Source organism: Serratia sp. NGAS9, from assembly GCF_009905295.1.
GTDB lineage: Bacteria > Pseudomonadota > Gammaproteobacteria > Enterobacterales > Enterobacteriaceae > Serratia > Serratia bockelmannii.
The window spans coordinates 4346793-4364311 of the sequence record NZ_CP047605.1 but is presented as its reverse complement, the minus strand read 5'-3'; the positions used below and the strand labels follow the sequence as shown (position 1 = coordinate 4364311).

The 17519-nt window shown below is 59.2% G+C and carries 12 protein-coding genes; 9 read left to right on the top strand and 3 right to left on the bottom strand.

All coding sequences use genetic code 11. The features are described from left to right. The first annotated feature begins 41 nt into the window (after window positions 1–41). Complete coding sequence (locus tag GUC32_RS20750) at window positions 42–908, top strand: helix-turn-helix domain-containing protein (RefSeq protein ID WP_089181284.1); 867 nt, start codon at window positions 42–44, stop codon at window positions 906–908. Here GUC32_RS20750 and GUC32_RS20745 read toward each other — a convergent pair. Beyond that, a complete protein-coding gene (locus GUC32_RS20745) occupies window positions 832–1884 on the bottom strand; it encodes an XdhC family protein (protein ID WP_369435414.1) in 1053 nt (350 codons plus the stop codon). The two genes, GUC32_RS20750 and GUC32_RS20745, sit on opposite strands and share 77 nt — an antisense overlap. Window positions 1885–1892: 8 nt before the next feature. Next, window positions 1893–2477 carry an NTP transferase domain-containing protein gene (locus GUC32_RS20740; RefSeq protein WP_025304238.1) on the bottom strand — a complete coding sequence of 195 codons (585 nt, stop codon included), beginning with the start codon at window positions 2475–2477 and terminating at the stop codon, window positions 1893–1895. A gap of 208 nt (window positions 2478–2685) precedes the next feature. On the opposite strand from GUC32_RS20740, the gene GUC32_RS20735 reads away from it, so the two are divergent. The 4 genes from GUC32_RS20735 (at window position 2686) to tnpA (ending at window position 7907) form a co-directional block, all read left to right on the top strand. After that, window positions 2686–5475, top strand: coding sequence for a xanthine dehydrogenase family protein molybdopterin-binding subunit (locus GUC32_RS20735; RefSeq protein WP_369435413.1), 2790 nt, complete (start codon window positions 2686–2688; stop codon window positions 5473–5475). Beyond that, window positions 5472–6026 (top strand): (2Fe-2S)-binding protein, encoded by a 555-nt coding sequence (locus GUC32_RS20730; RefSeq protein ID WP_025304236.1) that lies wholly within the window; start codon window positions 5472–5474, stop codon window positions 6024–6026. The genes GUC32_RS20735 and GUC32_RS20730 overlap by 4 nt, the downstream gene beginning before the upstream one ends. Next, window positions 6023–7258: a c-type cytochrome gene (locus GUC32_RS20725; protein ID WP_089181283.1), complete on the top strand. Its 1236-nt coding sequence runs from the start codon at window positions 6023–6025 to the stop codon at window positions 7256–7258. The genes GUC32_RS20730 and GUC32_RS20725 overlap by 4 nt, the downstream gene beginning before the upstream one ends. A gap of 190 nt (window positions 7259–7448) precedes the next feature. Further along, on the top strand, window positions 7449–7907 hold the full coding sequence (gene tnpA / locus GUC32_RS20720) for an IS200/IS605-like element IS1541B family transposase (RefSeq protein ID WP_141997679.1): 459 nt from the start codon (window positions 7449–7451) through the stop codon (window positions 7905–7907). A 123-nt stretch (window positions 7908–8030) separates the two neighbouring features. Here the strand turns inward: tnpA and GUC32_RS20715 are convergent, their stop codons facing one another. Then, window positions 8031–9407 (bottom strand): amino acid permease, encoded by a 1377-nt coding sequence (locus GUC32_RS20715; RefSeq protein WP_025304234.1) that lies wholly within the window; start codon window positions 9405–9407, stop codon window positions 8031–8033. A 631-nt stretch (window positions 9408–10038) separates the two neighbouring features. Here GUC32_RS20715 and pdhR point away from each other — a divergent pair. The 4 genes from pdhR to lpdA all read left to right on the top strand — a co-directional run bounded on the left by pdhR (window position 10039) and on the right by lpdA (window position 17184). Beyond that, window positions 10039–10803 (top strand): pyruvate dehydrogenase complex transcriptional repressor PdhR, encoded by a 765-nt coding sequence (gene pdhR / locus GUC32_RS20710; protein ID WP_004937490.1) that lies wholly within the window; start codon window positions 10039–10041, stop codon window positions 10801–10803. 165 nt (window positions 10804–10968) lie between these two features. Beyond that, window positions 10969–13632 (top strand): pyruvate dehydrogenase (acetyl-transferring), homodimeric type, encoded by a 2664-nt coding sequence (aceE, locus tag GUC32_RS20705; RefSeq protein WP_025304233.1) that lies wholly within the window; start codon window positions 10969–10971, stop codon window positions 13630–13632. A 13-nt stretch (window positions 13633–13645) separates the two neighbouring features. Beyond that, window positions 13646–15526: a pyruvate dehydrogenase complex dihydrolipoyllysine-residue acetyltransferase gene (gene aceF / locus GUC32_RS20700; RefSeq protein WP_334670932.1), complete on the top strand. Its 1881-nt coding sequence runs from the start codon at window positions 13646–13648 to the stop codon at window positions 15524–15526. A gap of 233 nt (window positions 15527–15759) precedes the next feature. Continuing rightward, a complete protein-coding gene (gene lpdA, locus GUC32_RS20695; RefSeq protein WP_004937500.1) occupies window positions 15760–17184 on the top strand; it encodes a dihydrolipoyl dehydrogenase in 1425 nt (474 codons plus the stop codon). The last annotated feature ends 335 nt before the right edge of the window (window positions 17185–17519 follow it).

Genomic DNA, 17519 nt, shown 5'->3' with positions numbered 1-17519 from the left:
TCGACTAATGGAATATCGGCAACAGAAGGTTCGGCAAGCACATGGGAACGCAGGAAAGTCACATCAAGGAATTGCTGGTCTGGATTGAAGATAACCTGACCAATCCGCTATCGTTGGATATCGTTTCTGCCAAGTCAGGCTACACGAAATGGTACCTGCAGCGCATGTTCAAAAAGCAGACCGGATTATCGTTAGCCTCGTATATCCGCGCTCGCCGCCTCTACCTCGCCGCCTTCGCCTTGCGTTTCACGCAGAAGAGCATCCTCGATATTTCGGTTGAATATCAATTCGATAATCAGCAGACATTCTCGCGCTGTTTCAAAAAGCACTTCGCCGAATCGCCCAGCGTGTATCGCCATGCCCGCAAGCAGGACTTCAGCAATCTGGTGCGTTCGCTGGCGGCCAGCCAGCCCGGCGATATTCAGGTCGAACGCGTCAGCATCGCCAGAGGGCAATATGCCTTTCACGGCAAACATTACGCGTACCATCTGGATATCGAGAAGCTGGACAAGTCGCACCTGCCGCAGCGCAGCGCGCTGCGAGGGCAGTTCTATACTTTGCTGGGTGAGCGCCCGGCACAAACCTATTCGTTTACCCAGCTGGTGCCGGACGGCGAGCGGGTCAGGGTCGATTATACCCTGGGCGTGACGACGGACTACCCGCTGCGCGAAGGCGTGGCGCTGGAGCCGCTGCCGGAGATCCACGGCGAGTTTTGCCGTTTTCGCTATTCCGGCAAGCCGGTGGCGCTCAACGACCACATCATTAAAATTTACACGCAGGTGCTACCCGAAATGGGGCTGGCCCGCGGTGACGGGCCGGACATGACGGTGTTCAGCTATTCGCTGAGCGGGAAAGAGGAGCTGTACCTGGAGCTGCAGCATCTGGTGCCGGTGGTGCCGTTGCACTGATCCCGTCGGCGGCCGGCCGCCGGTTTTTCTGCTGCACGATCGCCGCCATCACTGCCAGGGCGATCTCCGCCGGCGTTTTGCTGCCCAGCGGCAGGCCGATCGGCGCATGAATGCGTTCCAACTCCTGCGGCGTGAATTCGGCAATCTGCTGCAACCGCTGGCGCCGCCGCGCGCTGTTTCTGAGCGAGCCCATGGCGCCGATGTAAAACGCCGGAGTGTGGATCGCTTCCATCAGCGTCAGGTCATCCATACGCGGATCGTGGGTCAGCGCCACGACGGCGGTATTGGCGTGGCAACCGCCGTCCTCAATGAACTTGGCCGGAAACTGGCGCAGCAGCGTCACGCCCGGTTTCAGCTCGGCGGCGAAGTTATCCAGCGCCTCCGGGCGGCTCTCGCACACCAGCACCTCAAACCCCAGCGCCACGGCGAAGTCGGCGCAGTACAGCGCCACGCTGGACAACCCGGCGATCAGCAGGCGTGGCGCGGCCGCGATGTGCAGGGTGATCTGCTCGAGCCGGCGTTCGACCTGGGTGGCGCTGGTGAAGTGGCTCTGCTCAAGGCTGTGGCAGGCGTGGGGCAGCGTCAGGCGTTTGATCAACGCGTGATGCCCTTCCAGCGCGTCGGCGATGCGTTGCAGATAAGCGACGCTGGCTTCTCCCGCCGGCAGATACTCGATCAGCACGTCCAGCACGCCGCCGCAGGGCAGCGCCACGTTGGGCGTCATGCCGCCTTCGCCATAACGGATCACCTGGCTGGCCGCCTGATACTCCCCGGCGGCTACGCGCCGTAGAAAGTCCTCCTCCACGCACCCGCCTGACAATGAACCGCTGTAGCGGCCGTCTCGGGTCGCGGCCATCAACGCGCCCGGCGACCGCGGCGAAGAGCCGTAGGTACTGAGCACGGTGCATAACCAGACCGGCTGTTGCTGCAGCCAGCTTATCGCCTGGCTGACCACGGTGACATCAAGATGTTGCATAGGTGAATTTACTCGCTGGCCGGGAGTTGCGATGGAAGATCAATATCCTGCACGACGCCGGGGTGCTCAAGCGGCAGCAGGTGCACTGCCGCGCCTTGCAGCAGTTCACGCGCGCCATTATCGCCGCGCAGTTGGCAAAGCGGTTTGCGCAATCGGGCGGAAAAGCCGACCGGGTGACCGGGCTGTTGCGCATAGCAGGGGCGCACGATCGCGTGTTGCCGTAAGGCATCCGCCACCTGTCGGAAAACGTCGGCGCCGACGAACGGCATATCGGCCAGGTGGATCAGCCAGCCCTGCCAGTGCGGCGTGGCCGCAACGCCCGCGGCGATCGAGTCGCCGAGGCCCCCGCTGGCGAGCAGGGTGACCGGCACTTGCTTGGCGGCGCAGGCTGCCAGCACCGGCAGATTATCCGGCCGGGTTACCACCTGTACCGGCAGGCCGGAAGCCAGCGCCTGGCGCAGAGTGTGTTCGAACAGCGATCGCTGCTCGCCCGCTGCATCGGCGAATCCGGCGTTCAATTTGTTGCCCTGGCCGCCGGCCTGGATAAAGCGCTCCCCGCGTCCGGCGGCGGTAATGACAATGCCCGTGGTCATGCTTGAAGTCCGCGTTTGCGCAAATTATTTATTAGCCTACAAACTACCTGTGTTTTGCAAATGTTTTTTTGTTGAAAACAGCCTGTTAATCATCACATAATTTTAGTTATAAGCATATGCTTATGACGTCTACGGCAAGGTCGTCAGCGTTTGCGCAACAACACCGCGAACAAAAACCAATTACAAGAAAGACGTGAAGGACTTATTTATGAGCAATTTCAACCCGTCGCGGCGCCGCTTTATCAAAAGCGCCGTGATTGCGGGGGTGTCTGTGTATCTCGCACCCCTGTACAGCCACGCCTACGCCGCGCTGTTCGAGCAAAAAATCCTCCAGTCGCCCAACTGGGATCCGCAGACCAAACGCGTCCGTTTCCGCATCGATGGCCGCGCCAAGGTCATGGGGCAGAAGGTGTTCGCGCGCGATATCCGCGCGGTGGACATGCCGCACTGGCCGCAGAAACAGGCGCACGCCTTCATTCTGCGCGTCACCAAAGCCGACCGGCTGTTCGAAGGGGTCGATCTGTCGCTGTTGGGGGACGACCTGCAGCCGGATCGCCTGGTGACGGCGGAAGATCTGGCGCGCGATGGCCTGGCTTTCCCGGCGTTCTACGGTGACGACATGCTGCTGCCGAGCGGCAAAACCCCGGCCTACCTCGGCCAGGCGGTGGCGATCCTGATCTATCACGACTTCGCCCGATTCCGCTTTGCCAAGGACAAGCTGAAATTCCGTGAAGAGACCATCAAATTCGGCGCGGTCACCGGCCCGCTGGAGCGCGATCCCTGGGGCAGCTTCCGCTATGTGCGGGTGGGGGGCGATCAACCGTTCGACGACGATCGCTTCTCCAGCCTGAAGGACACGCCAATCTTCCCGGTATCGATGAAAAAGCACCTGCCGGTGTGGCCGGAAGGGCGCGAGGGCGGCAAGCTGGATCAGGAAGGCATGCGCTATGCGGGCCAGATCGCCGACGAGATGGCCAACCCGCCGGCCGACTGGCTGGTGATGTCACGCCGCTACACCACGCAGTCGATCGATACCTCGGCGCTGGAGCCGGACAACGCCAACGGCTGGTTCGACGCGCAGACGCAAACCCTGCATCTGGTGGTGCCGACCCAGTCGCCGCAGGAAGTGGCCGACGAGATGCCGCGCATGCTGGCCAAGCGCAACCCGCCGGTGAAACAGCTGATCCTGCACCCGTGCTACACCGTGGGCTACGGCTCGAAAGATCACTACAACTTCCCCTATTACGGCGCAGTGGCGGCGATGTACGGCGACGGCCACCCGGTGCGCCTGGCCAATGACCGCTTCGAGCAGTTCCAGACGGCGCTGAAGCGCCACGCGTTCGACATGAACTATCGCATCGCGGTGAATCGCCAGACCGGCGTTATGCAGTCGTTCCTCGGTGACATGACGGCGGACGGCGGCGGCCGCAGCAACTTTACCCCTTCGGTGGTGATGGTTGGCGCGACCGCCGCCCAGTCGATTTACTACTTCCCGAAAAGCGATCTGTCGTCGGTCGGGCTGGCCTCACGCGCCATCGACGCCGGTTCGGCGCGCGGTTACGGCACGCTGCAGAGCATGGCCGCCACCGAGATGATGGTGGATGAGCTGGCCGCCGAGCTGAAGATCGACCCGATCGAGTTCCGCCTGCGCAACGTGCTGAAATCCGGCATGAAAAACACCCAAGGGGCGATCCCGGCCGGTGCGATCCGCGCCGATGAAGTGCTGGTGAAGGCGGCGAAGCATGAGATGTGGCTCAAGCGCGCCGAACGCAAGGCCGAGTTTGAGAGCCGCTATCCCGGCAAGCGCTATGGCGTTGGCTTCGGCTGCGTGCAGAAAGACTTCGGCACCGGGGCGGAAACCTCGTTCGCCCGGGTGGAGCTGAGCGAAGACGGGCGCATCACCCTGCATCACAGCGGCGCGGAGATGGGCACCGGCATGTCGACCTCGCAGTCGGTACTGTGCGCGCAGTGGCTGGGCAAACCGGCCGACGAAGCGCACTTCTCGGTCACCGACTGGTCGGTACTGCCGATGGTCACCAGCGGCGATCCTTACCTGATGTCGCAAGAAGAGCAGGACAAGCTGCAAACCAACCCCAACTGGACGCCGAGCTACTGTTCGCCGTCGAGCGCCAGCAATTCGGCCTATTACTTCTCGCACAGCACCCGCGAAGCGGCGCGCCTGATCTTCGATCACGGCCTGTGGCCGGCGGCGATGGCCCTGTGGCAGGCCGGTATCGGCGGCGGCCAGGCGGCGCCGCTGGTGGTGCGGCGCGAAGATGCGCGTTGGGTCGAAGGCGGCCTGACGGCGGCGGGCATGTCGGTGCTGAGCCTCGAGCTGCTGGCCAAGACGGCTTATCAGATGGGCGGCGTCACCGGCGCTGCGGTGCACGTGTTCAACCGCTGGCAGTGGGCGGAGGCCGATTTCACGTTGAACGGCAAAAGCGAGCGCCTGCCGGTCGACGGTATGGCGCTGCGCAACGCCGGCGGCGAATTCAAACCGCTGGCGCGCGGGCAGGTCTATTATCCGCCGACCCAGCGCAACAATGCGGCGGTGACCTACTACAGCGCCGTTGGCACGCTGGCGGAAGTGGCGGTGGATATCGCCACCGGCCAGGTGGAATTGCTGAATCACCACTCGATCATGGAGTGTGGCAACCTGATCGTGCCGGAACTGGTTTCCGGCCAACTGCAGGGCGGGCTGGCGATGGGCATCGGCCATGCGCTGCACGAATATTTACCGCTGTACGAAGACGGCCCGGGCAACGGTACCTGGAACTTCAACCGTTACCACCTGCCGCGCGCCAGTGATGTGGCGGTGTGGAAGCAGAGCGGCGACATCCTGCCGGCGCTGTCGGAAACCGATCCGCCGAAAGGCATGGCGGAGGTGGTGATGATCCCGATCGTGGCCGCGCTGGTCAACGCCATCGCCGACGCCACCGGCCACCGTTTCCGTGATTTGCCCGTTCGTGCAGAAAATATTCGTGAGGTATTACAATGAGCATTAAAACCCAGCCGATTTCCCTGACCATCAACGAGAAACAGTACGGCCCGATCGAGGTGCCGGAAGGCTTGATGATGATCGATTTCCTGCACGAGTATCTCGATTTGACCGGTTCGCGCCTCGGCTGCGGGCAGGGCATTTGCCATGCCTGCGTGGCGATCGTCGATCATCCGAGCGGCACCAGCGAAGAGGTGCGCACCTGCATCACCGGCGCGCATTTCTTCAACGGCAAGAAAGTGCGTACCGTCGAAGGCCATGCCAAGGTGGACGAACAGGGCGAGGTGGTTGAGCTGTCGCCGATCCAGCAGGCGTTTCTGGAGCACTACAGCTTCCAGTGCGGCTACTGCACGCCGGGCTTCGTCAACGCCGCCACCATTTTCGTGGAAAAGCTCAAGCGTGAGCCGATCGCCCGCGAACAGCTGGAAAACGCCATCGAGCAGGCGCTGGACAGCCACATCTGCCGCTGCACCGGCTACGTACGCTACTACGAAGCGGTGCGCGACGTGGTGCTGAAAACGCCGGGCCTGCTGAAGGAGACGGCGCAATGAAAAAACGTCTCGCAGTGTTGATTGTGCTGGTGGCGATCGTAGTGATTGCGCTGCTGTGGTGGCGGGAAAACCGCCGTTACGACGGCCCGGTGCAGCAGGTGACCGCCAGCGCCGAACAGATCGCGCGCGGCCGCTATCTGGCGCAGGCCGCCGACTGCGCCGCCTGCCATACCGCCAGCGGCGGGGCGCCGTTGGCCGGCGGCTATCCGCTGGACACGCCGTTCGGCACGATTTACGGCAGCAACCTGACGCCATCGGGCGACCACGGCATCGGGCGCTGGAGCAAGGACGACTTCTTCCTGGCGTTGACGCAGGGCGTGGCGCCGGGCGGACGGCACCTGTACCCGGCGATGCCTTACACCTCGTACAAGGGCATGTCGCGTCAGGACGCCGATGACATCTACGCTTACCTGATGACGCGCCCGGCGGTGGACGTGGCCATTCCGGCCAACGAGATGCCGTTCCCGTTCAACCAGCGCATGGCGCTGATCGGCTGGAACCTGCTGTTCCGCAGCCAGGATCCGCTGCCGGCCAGCTCGCAGGGCAGCTCGTCGCAATGGCAGCGCGGCCGCTATCTGGCCGACGTGCTGGGCCACTGTGGCGAATGCCACACGCCGCGCGGCGCGCTGGGGCAGATGGATCTCGGCAAGCCGATGCAGGGCGGCGATCTCGGCCGCTTCATGGCGCCGGACATTACGCCGCACGGCCTGGCGCAGCGCGGCTGGACACCGCAGGACGTCAGCCGCTTCCTTGGCACCGGCCTCGCGCCGCAGGGTTCGGCCTTCAGTGAGATGCATATGGTGGTGGATCTCAGCACCCGTCATTTGACGCCAGAAGACCATCAGGCGCTGGCGCTGTATCTGATGGGCGAGCAGCCGCCAGCGGCGGTGCCGGTGAAAATGGGGCAGGGCAGCGATGCCGGGCGCATGACCTATTTGGATCAGTGCGCCGGCTGTCATGCGCGCGAAGGCGAAGGCAAACCGCACGTCGCACCGGCGATGCGCGATAACGCCACGCTGCGCCAGGCGGACGGCAAGAACCTGATCGTGTCGGTGCTGGACGGCCTGCCGGCCCAGCAGTTCCCGAACGGTGAAAGCATGCAGAGCATGCCGGGCTTCGGCGAGCGTCTGAGCGATGCCGACGTGGCGGAACTGGTAAATTACCTGCGGGTGACCTGGGGCGGTTTGCCGGCGGACGTCACCGCCGAGCAGGTGAAAGCGCTGCGCAAGTAAGCGGCGTTCAGACGAAAAAAATGGCCCGCATCTGCGGGCCATTTTATTGTATGCAAAAACCCCCAGCTAGGCTGGGGGTTCCGTAAAGCTTTCAGCTTTGAGCCAGTTATAAAGACCCCTTTTGATTTGTTAAAACAGTTTGCGGTCTGGCAACTGCGAACGTTCAACAAGAAATCAAAAGGGGGTCCCTATGAGGGACGAAAAGAGCTTAGCGCACACGCGCTGGAACTGTAAATATCACATAGTATTTGCGCCGAAGTACCGAAGACAGGTGTTCTACGGGGAAAAGCGCAGAGCAATTGGCAGTATCTTAAGAAAGCTTTGTGAATGGAAAAGCGTGAATATTCTGGAGGCGGAATGTTGTGTGGATCACATCCATATGCTTCTGGAAATTCCCCCCAAGATGAGTGTATCGGGGTTTATGGGGTATCTGAAGGGCAAGAGCAGCCTGATGCTTTATGAGCAGTTTGGGGATTTGAAGTTCAAATACCGTAACAGGGAGTTTTGGTGTCGAGGGTATTACGTTGATACGGTGGGTAAAAATACAGCCAAGATACAAGAATACATAAAGCACCAACTGGAAGAGGATAAGATGGGTGAGCAGTTGTCGATCCCCTATCCAGGTAGCCCGTTTACGGGTCGTAAGTAACCGATAGAAGCAAATGTCAGATCGCGATGCGCCTGTTAGGGCGCAGCTGGCAAGAGAGCCTTATAGGCGCATATGAAAAACCTCCGGCTATGCCGGAGGATATTTATTGCGCGGTCACGGGATTCAACGGCTGGTGACGCCGTCGACGCGTTGGCTGCGCTGTTTGATGGCGTAACCGACGGCCAGGATCGCCACCCATACCGGGATCAGCAGCACCGAGATTTGAATGCCTGGCGTCAGGTACATGATCACCAGGATGCCGGCCATGAACAGCAGGCACAGGTAGTTGCTGAACGGGTACCAGAACGCTTTGAACTTCGGCACCACGCCTTCGCGGTTTTTGGCGGCGCGGAACTTCAGGTGCGCCAGGCTGATCATCGCCCAGTTGATCACCAGCGCCGACACCACCAACGCCATCAGCAGTTCGAAGGCACGGCCCGGGATCAGGTAGTTAATCAGCACGCACAGCGCGGTGGCGAGGGCGGAGATGCCGATGGCCACCACCGGCACGCCGCGGCCGTCGACCTTCAGCAGGCTTTTCGGGCCGTTGCCCTGCTGCGCCAAGCCGTACAGCATGCGGCTGTTGCAGTAGACGCAGCTGTTGTACACCGACAGCGCGGCGGTGAGCACCACGACGTTCAGCACGGTCGCCACCAGGTTGCTGTTCAGCGCGTGGAAGATCAGCACGAACGGGCTGCCGCCTTCGACCACTTTGCCCCACGGGTACAGCGACAGCAGAATGGCCAGCGAACCGATATAGAAGATCAGGATGCGGTAGATCACCTGATTGGTGGCTTTCGGAATGCTCTTTTGCGGGTTGTCGGCTTCGGCGGCGGTGATGCCAACCAGTTCGAGGCCGCCGAAGGAGAACATGATCACCGCCATCGCCATCACCAGGCCCATGACGCCGTTCGGGAAGAACCCGCCCTGCGCCCACAGGTTGGTGACGGTGGCTTCCGGGCCGCCCATGCCGCTGAACAGCAGGTAGGCGCCGAACACGATCATGCCGATAATCGCCACCACCTTGATGATGGCGAACCAGAACTCCATCTCGCCGTAAACTTTAACGTTGGCGAGGTTGATGGCGTTGATCGCCAGGAAGAATACCGCGGCGGAGACCCAGGTCGGGATCTCCGGCCACCAGTACTGCACGTAGATGCCGACCGCGGTCAGCTCCGCCATCGCCACCAGGACATACAGCACCCAGTAGTTCCAGCCGGAGGCGAAGCCGGCGAAGTTGCCCCAGTATTTGTAGGCGAAGTGGCTGAAGGAACCGGCGACCGGCTCTTCCACCACCATTTCCCCCAGCTGGCGCATGATCAGAAACGCGATGAAGCCGCCGATGGCGTAGCCGAGAAGCACTGACGGGCCGGCCATTTTTATTGTTTGAGCGATACCGAGAAATAACCCGGTACCGATTGCGCCACCTAAGGCGATGAGCTGAATATGGCGGTTTTTCAGGCCGCGTTTCAGCTGGTCACCCTGCTGTTGACCATCCATCAATCTAACCCTCTGTCGTTGTGAATGCCCACCTGCCTGTAAAGCAGTGGTTACGATGTGTGTTTTGTTTTATTTACGGCGTTATAGCTATTAATTCCACGGCGCCGCTACCGTTTGGCAGAGAATAATGTTATGCGCGTCGGTTTGCACCTGCTTTGTCGTGTGAGTGATTAAGATTGCAGCAGTTTAGGAAACAAAATGCGGGTTGTGTGACGGCGGGGGGGATTCAGTGCATGAAATAAGCAACAAATCACATAATGCGCAAAAATAACGTAGAACTGAACGGTGGGGTGCGTTCAAATAATGAACGAACCGCCGTTGCGCTGCTCGCCAAATAGCCATTCATTAAAGCGTCATAACCATGCAATAAAACTCGGGCAAAAAGTTTGCACTCTGCCTTGCGTAAGGTTTGGTAAAAGTTAAATCCCAAACCCATCGCGTAAATGGTAATACCATCACGGCGTTACCGGTTTGCAGCGGGGTTTTCAGCGGGGTGTTAAAATGTGCGGGTAACCTGATTTCGATCAAGGCCCGTATGGACAGGAGGTGAATACTTTGTTACTTTACCGTCACGTTTTTGAAATTGGTATTACCAATTGACTCCGCGCCATTCGCAGAGAAGAATTCACTCATGGCCTACAGCAAAATCCGCCAACCCAAGTTGTCAGATGTTATCGAGCAACAGCTCGAATACCTGATCCTCGAGGGGACACTGCGCCCAGGCGAAAAACTGCCTCCGGAGCGCGAGCTGGCGAAACAATTTGATGTCTCCCGTCCTTCTCTGAGAGAGGCCATTCAGCGCCTTGAAGCGAAAGGGCTGCTCCTGCGCCGTCAGGGCGGCGGCACCTTCGTGCAAACTAATCTGTGGCAGAGCTTCAGCGATCCGCTGGCCGAGCTGCTGGCCGACCATCCCGAATCACAGTTCGATCTGCTGGAAACCCGTCACGCGCTGGAAGGCATTGCCGCCTATTACGCGGCGCTGCGCGGCACCGATGAAGATCTGGCGCGCATCCGCGATTGCCACATCGTGATTCAACAGGCTCAAGACAGCGGCGATCTCGACGCCGAGGCCGATGCGGTCATGCAGTATCAAATCGCCGTGACTGAAGCCGCTCACAACGTTGTGTTACTTCACCTGCTACGCTGCATGGGGCCGATGCTGGAACAGAACGTGCGTCAGAACTTTGAATTGCTCTACTCGCGCCGTGAGATGTTGGCAAAAGTGAGCAGCCACCGCGCCGGAATTTTTGAGGCGATTGTGGCACGCGAGCCGGAAAAGGCCCGTGAAGCCTCGCATCGCCACTTGGCGTTTATCGAGGAAATCTTGCTGGATCTCAGCCGGGAGCATACTCGGCGCGAGAGATCGCTACGGCGTCTCCAGCAACGCAAGGATTAAGAGCTGTCCTCTTCAGGGTACACCAGCCTGCGGGGGTTAAGTTCGAGGTACTTAGTTAAGTACTTAAGCGGCAACTAAACTGATGGGCCTGTCTTCGTGTGTTTTTGCACAGAGCACAGGAAGACAGGCTCCAAACAAACCATTAGACAGATAAGGAATACCACCATGTCAGAACGTTTAAACAATGACGTGGATCCGATCGAAACCCGCGACTGGCTGCAGGCGATCGAATCGGTCATCCGTGAAGAGGGTGTTGAGCGAGCTCAGTTTCTGATTGATCAGGTATTGGGAGAAGCCCGCAAAGGCGGCGTTAACGTTGCGGCCGGTGCTGCAGCGCACAACTACGTCAACACCATCGCGGTAGAAGACGAACCGGCCTACCCAGGCAACCTGGATCTGGAACGCCGCATTCGCTCTGCGATCCGTTGGAACGCGATCATGACCGTTCTGCGCGCATCCAAAAAAGACCTGGAGCTGGGCGGCCACATGGCTTCCTTCCAGTCTTCCGCGACCTTCTATGAAGTCTGCTTTAACCACTTCTTCCGCGCACGCAACGAGAAAGACGGCGGCGACCTGGTGTACTTCCAGGGCCACATCTCTCCGGGCGTTTACGCGCGTGCCTTCCTTGAAGGCCGCCTGACCGAAGAACAGATGAACAACTTCCGTCAGGAAGTGCACGGCAACGGCCTGTCCTCTTACCCGCATCCTAAGCTGATGCCGGAATTCTGGCAGTTCCCGACCGTTTCCATGGGCCTGGGCCCAATCAGCGCCATCTATCAGGCGAAGTTCCTGAAATACCTGGAACACCGTGGCCTGAAAGACACCTCTGAGCAGACCGTTTACGCCTTCCTGGGCGACGGTGAAATGGATGAGCCGGAATCCAAAGGCGCCATCACCATCGCGACTCGCGAGAAGCTGGACAACCTGGTGTTCGTCATCAACTGCAACCTGCAGCGCCTGGACGGCCCGGTCACCGGTAACGGCAAGATCATCAACGAACTGGAAGGCATCTTCTCCGGCGCAGGCTGGCAGGTGCTGAAAGTGATCTGGGGCGGCCGTTGGGACGAGCTGCTGCGCAAAGACACCAGCGGTAAACTGGTTCAGCTGATGAACGAGACCCTGGACGGCGACTACCAGACCTTCAAATCCAAAGACGGCGCTTACGTGCGCGAGCACTTCTTCGGCCGTTACCCGGAAACCGCGGCGCTGGTCAAAGACATGACCGACGACGAAATCTGGGCGCTGAACCGTGGTGGTCACGATCCGAAGAAAATCTTCGCTGCACTGAAAAAAGCGCAGGACACCAAAGGCAAACCGACCGTTATCCTGGCCCACACCATCAAAGGTTACGGCATGGGTGAAACCGCGGAAGGTAAAAACATCGCTCACCAGGTGAAGAAAATGAACATGGAAGGGGTTCACCACTTCCGCGATCGTTTCAATGTGCCGGTTGCCGATGCTGACATCGAAAAACTGCCGTACATCACCTTCGAGAAAGAGTCCGAAGAGTACAAATACCTGCACGAACGTCGCCAGGCGCTGAAAGGCTACGTGCCAACCCGTCTGCCGGAGTTCACCCAGAAGCTGGAAATGCCGGCGCTGGAAGATTTCAGCTCGCTGCTGGAAGAGCAGAACAAAGAGATCTCCACCACTATCGCCTTCGTGCGTGCCCTGAACGTGATGCTGAAGAACAAGTCGATCAAAGATCGCCTGGTGCCAATCATCGCCGACGAAGCGCGTACTTTCGGTATGGAAGGTCTGTTCCGTCAGATCGGTATCTACAGCCCGAACGGCCAGCAGTACACCCCGCAGGACCGTGAGCAGGTTGCTTACTACAAAGAAGACGAGAAAGGTCAAATCCTGCAGGAAGGCATCAACGAACTGGGCGCAGCCTCTTCCTGGCTGGCCGCAGCGACTTCCTACAGCACCAACGATCTGCCGATGATTCCGTTCTACATCTACTACTCGATGTTCGGTTTCCAACGTATCGGCGACCTGTGCTGGGCAGCGGGCGACCAACAGGCGCGTGGCTTCCTGATCGGCGGGACCTCGGGCCGTACTACCCTGAACGGCGAAGGTCTGCAGCACGAAGATGGCCACAGCCACATTCAGTCTCTGACCATCCCTAACTGCATCTCTTACGATCCGGCTTACGCGTACGAAGTGGCGGTGATCATGCACGACGGTCTGGTGCGCATGTATGGCGACAACCCAGAAAACGTGTACTACTACCTGACCACGCTGAACGAAAACTACCACATGCCTGCGATGCCGCAGGGTGCGGAAGAAGGTATCCGCAAGGGTATCTACAAGCTGGAAACGCTGGAAGGCAGCAAAGGCAAGGTACAGCTGCTGGGCTCCGGCGCTATCCTGCGCCACGTGCGCGAAGCTGCGCAGATCCTGGCGAAGGACTACGGCGTGGGTTCCGACACCTACAGCGTGACCTCGTTCACCGAACTGGCGCGCGATGGCCAGGATTGCGAGCGTTGGAACATGCTGCACCCAACCGAAACGCCACGCGTGCCTTACATCGCTCAGGTGATGAGCGACGCGCCAGCGGTAGCGTCTACCGACTACATGAAACTGTTCGCTGAACAGGTTCGTACTTATGTGCCGGCCAGCGATTATCGCGTACTGGGCACCGACGGCTTCGGTCGTTCGGACAGCCGCGAAAACCTGCGTCACCACTTCGAAGTCGATGCATCTTACGTGGTGGTTGCTGCTCTGGGTGAACTGGCTAAACGCGGTGAGATTGAAGCTTCTGTGGTTGCTGATGCAATCAAGAAATTCGATATCAACCCGGAAAAAGTTAACCCGCGTCTGGCCTAAGAGGTACTGAATAATGTCTATCGAAATCAACGTACCGGACATCGGTGCAGATGAAGTCGAAATCACCGAGATTCTGGTGAAGGTCGGCGATAAAGTTGAAGCGGAACAATCGCTGATCACCGTGGAAGGCGACAAGGCTTCCATGGAAGTGCCATCCCCTCAGGCGGGCGTGGTGAAAGAGATTAAAGTGGCGGTCGGCGATAAAACCGAAACCGGCAAACTGATCATGATCTTCGAAGCGGCAGGCGCAGCGGAAGCTGCACCGGCGGCGAAAGCGGAAGAAAAACCGGCAGCAGCAGCTGCCCCGGCTGCCGCTGCGGCCAAAGACGTTGCTGTGCCGGACATCGGCGCCGACGAAGTCGAAGTGACCGAGATCCTGGTGAAAGTGGGCGACAAGGTGGAAGCCGAGCAGTCCCTGATCACTGTGGAAGGCGACAAGGCTTCCATGGAAGTCCCTGCGCCGTTCGCGGGCACCGTGAAAGAGATCAAGATCGCGACCGGCGACAAAGTGAAAACCGGTTCCCTGATCATGGTGTTCGAAGTGGCTGGCGCCGCTTCCGCTGCCGCCCCGGCTGCGGCTGAAGCACCGGCTGCCGCTGCAGCGCCTGCGGCCTCTGCGGCCAAAGACGTCGCCGTGCCGGATATCGGCGGTGACGAAGTCGAAGTGACCGAGGTGATGGTCAAGGTGGGCGACAAGGTTGCCGCCGAGCAGTCTCTGATCACCGTGGAAGGCGACAAGGCCTCCATGGAAGTGCCTGCACCGTTCGCGGGTACCGTGAAAGAGATCAAGATCGCGACCGGCGACAAAGTGAAAACCGGCTCCCTGATCATGGTGTTCGAAGTGGAAGGCGCAGCGCCTGCCGCTGCCGCCGCTCCAGCCGCTAAAGCGGACGCTGCGCCGGCGCCGGCCGCCGCTAAAGCCGCCGCGCCGGCTGCGAAAGCTGACGACAAAGGCGAGTTCGCCGAGAACGCGGCCTACGTGCACGCGACCCCGGTCATTCGTCGTCTGGCGCGTGAATTCGGCGTTAACCTGGCGAAAGTGAAAGGCACCGGTCGTAAAGGCCGCATCCTGCGCGAAGACGTTCAGGCTTACGTGAAAGACGCGGTGAAACGCGCTGAAGCGGCCCCGGCTGCTGCCGGCGGCGGTCTGCCAGGCATGCTGCCATGGCCGAAAGTGGACTTCAGCAAGTTCGGCGAGATCGAAGAAGTCGAAATGGGCCGCATCCAGAAGATCTCTGGCGCGAACCTGAGCCGCAACTGGGTGATGATCCCGCACGTGACTCACTTCGACAAAACCGACATCACCGATCTGGAAGCGTTCCGCAAGCAGCAGAACGAAGAAGCGGCCAAGCGCAAGCTGGACGTGAAGTTCACGCCTGTCGTGTTCATCATGAAAGCCGTTGCTGCCGCTCTGGAGCAGATGCCGCGCTTCAACAGCTCGCTGTCCGAAGATGGCCAGAAGCTGACGCTGAAGAAATACATCAACATCGGCGTGGCGGTAGATACCCCGAACGGCCTGGTGGTTCCGGTGTTCAAGGACGTGAACAAGAAGAGCATCACCGAGCTGTCTCGCGAACTGATGGCCATCTCCAAGAAAGCGCGCGACGGCAAGCTGACCGCGGGCGAGATGCAGGGCGGCTGCTTCACCATCTCCAGCCTGGGCGGCATCGGGACGACTCACTTCGCGCCGATCGTCAACGCGCCGGAAGTGGCTATCCTGGGCGTCTCCAAGTCTGCGATGGAGCCGGTCTGGAACGGTAAAGAGTTCATGCCGCGCCTGATGATGCCGATGTCGCTGTCCTTCGACCACCGCGTTATCGACGGTGCCGATGGTGCGCGCTTCATCACCATCATCAACAACATGTTGTCCGACATTCGCCGTCTGGTGATGTAATGCAAAAGGGGCGCAGCATGCTGCGCCCCTGATGATTCTGTAGCAGTTTTGTCGGATTTTGCACAACTCGACAAAATTGTTGAGACACGGGTCACTCGAACACGCTTTGCAGATTATTAACAATTCTGTAAACTGCTCGCGGTGTAAGCGTCCCGGTGGATGAAGGGCGTTATGAGATCGATTAGCAATAAAAATGACGTCTGACCCGCCGGACAATCAATTAAGAGGTCATGATGAGTACTGAAATTAAAACTCAGGTCGTGGTACTTGGGGCGGGCCCGGCAGGTTACTCTGCAGCCTTTCGTTGCGCTGACTTAGGTCTTGAAACCGTTCTGGTTGAACGTTATTCCACTCTGGGCGGGGTTTGCCTGAACGTGGGATGTATCCCTTCCAAAGCACTGCTGCACGTTGCCAAAGTGATCGAAGAAGCCAAAGCGCTGGCCGAACACGGCATCGTTTTCGGCGAGCCGAAAACCGACATCGACAAAGTGCGCGTCTGGAAAGAAAAAGTCATCACTCAGCTGACCGGCGGTCTGGCTGGCATGGCGAAAGGCCGTAAAGTGAAAGTGGTCAACGGCCTGGGCAAGTTCACCGGCGCTAACACCCTGGTTGTGGAAGGCGAAAACGGCCCAACCACCATCAACTTCGACAACGCCATCATCGCTGCAGGTTCTCGTCCGATCCAATTGCCATTCATTCCTCATGAAGATCCACGCGTGTGGGATTCCACCGATGCGCTGGAGCTGAAAACCGTCCCAGAGCGTCTGCTGGTTATGGGCGGCGGCATCATCGGCCTGGAAATGGGCACCGTATACCATGCACTGGGTTCACAGATCGACGTCGTTGAAATGTTCGATCAGGTTATCCCGGCGGCAGATAAAGACGTGGTGAAAGTCTTCACCAAGCGTATCAGCAAGCAGTTCAACCTGATGCTGGAAACCAAAGTGACCGCGGTAGAAGCCAAAGAAGACGGCATCTACGTCACGATGGAAGGTAAAAAAGCGCCAGCAGAACCACAGCGTTACGACGCGGTGCTGGTGGCGATCGGCCGCGTGCCGAACGGCAAACTGCTGGATGCTGGCAAAGCCGGTGTTGAAGTTGACGAGCGTGGCTTCATCAACGTCGACAAACAGCTGCGTACCAACGTGCCGCACATCTTCGCTATCGGCGACATCGTCGGTCAGCCGATGCTGGCGCACAAAGGCGTGCACGAAGGCCACGTTGCCGCAGAAGTTATCGCCGGCATGAAGCACTACTTCGATCCGAAAGTGATCCCATCCATCGCTTACACCGAGCCGGAAGTGGCATGGGTGGGTCTGACCGAGAAAGAAGCGAAAGAGAAAGGCATCAGCTACGAAACCTCCACCTTCCCGTGGGCGGCTTCCGGCCGTGCGATCGCTTCCGACTGTGCAGACGGCATGACCAAACTGATCTTCGACAAAGAAACTCACCGCATCATCGGTGGCGCGATTGTCGGCACCAACGGCGGTGAACTGCTGGGTGAAATCGGTCTGGCTATCGAGATGGGCTGCGACGCGGAAGACATCGCGCTGACCATCCACGCTCACCCGACCCTGCACGAATCCGTGGGCCTGGCGGCGGAAATCTACGAAGGCAGCATCACCGACCTGCCTAACCCGAAAGCCAAGAAGAAGTAATTCTGCTGGTTTGACCGGTAAACAAGCGGCTCCTGAGAAGGGGCCGTTTTTTTTTTGCTCAGATGCACCAAGCGGTATTTTTGTGGCCGCTGCGCCAAATTCCGATCCTTATGCTTATATCCATTTTAATTATGTGGATATAATGCTCTGCTAGTCCGGCAGCCGATTACGCTGCGCTCAACGATTCAGCAAAGATTTAATGTTGCTTTTATGTGAACGAATTAACAACCGTTTCAAATCCTGATATGCTGGCTGAGCGGAACCGGGCACTGTACCTTACAGTCCAGGACATCGACAGCAGTGCCCCGTCAGGATAGATGGCATCAATATCGCCG

Excerpts from the sequence above, each read along its gene's own strand:
- lpdA (WP_004937500.1), top strand. The coding sequence starts at position 15,760 with ATGAGTACTGAAATTAAAACTCAGGTCGTGGTACTTGGGGCGGGCCCG.
- pdhR (WP_004937490.1), top strand. The coding sequence starts at position 10,039 with ATGGCCTACAGCAAAATCCGCCAACCCAAGTTGTCAGATGTTATCGAG.
- GUC32_RS20730 (WP_025304236.1), top strand. The coding sequence starts at position 5,472 with ATGAGCATTAAAACCCAGCCGATTTCCCTGACCATCAACGAGAAACAG.
- GUC32_RS20750 (WP_089181284.1), top strand. The coding sequence starts at position 42 with ATGGGAACGCAGGAAAGTCACATCAAGGAATTGCTGGTCTGGATTGAA.
- GUC32_RS20725 (WP_089181283.1), top strand. The coding sequence starts at position 6,023 with ATGAAAAAACGTCTCGCAGTGTTGATTGTGCTGGTGGCGATCGTAGTG.
- GUC32_RS20735 (WP_369435413.1), top strand. The coding sequence starts at position 2,686 with ATGAGCAATTTCAACCCGTCGCGGCGCCGCTTTATCAAAAGCGCCGTG.
- tnpA (WP_141997679.1), top strand. The coding sequence starts at position 7,449 with ATGAGGGACGAAAAGAGCTTAGCGCACACGCGCTGGAACTGTAAATAT.
- GUC32_RS20740 (WP_025304238.1), bottom strand. The coding sequence starts at position 2,477 with ATGACCACGGGCATTGTCATTACCGCCGCCGGACGCGGGGAGCGCTTT.
- GUC32_RS20715 (WP_025304234.1), bottom strand. The coding sequence starts at position 9,407 with ATGGATGGTCAACAGCAGGGTGACCAGCTGAAACGCGGCCTGAAAAAC.
- aceE (WP_025304233.1), top strand. The coding sequence starts at position 10,969 with ATGTCAGAACGTTTAAACAATGACGTGGATCCGATCGAAACCCGCGAC.
- aceF (WP_334670932.1), top strand. The coding sequence starts at position 13,646 with ATGTCTATCGAAATCAACGTACCGGACATCGGTGCAGATGAAGTCGAA.
- GUC32_RS20745 (WP_369435414.1), bottom strand. The coding sequence starts at position 1,884 with ATGCAACATCTTGATGTCACCGTGGTCAGCCAGGCGATAAGCTGGCTG.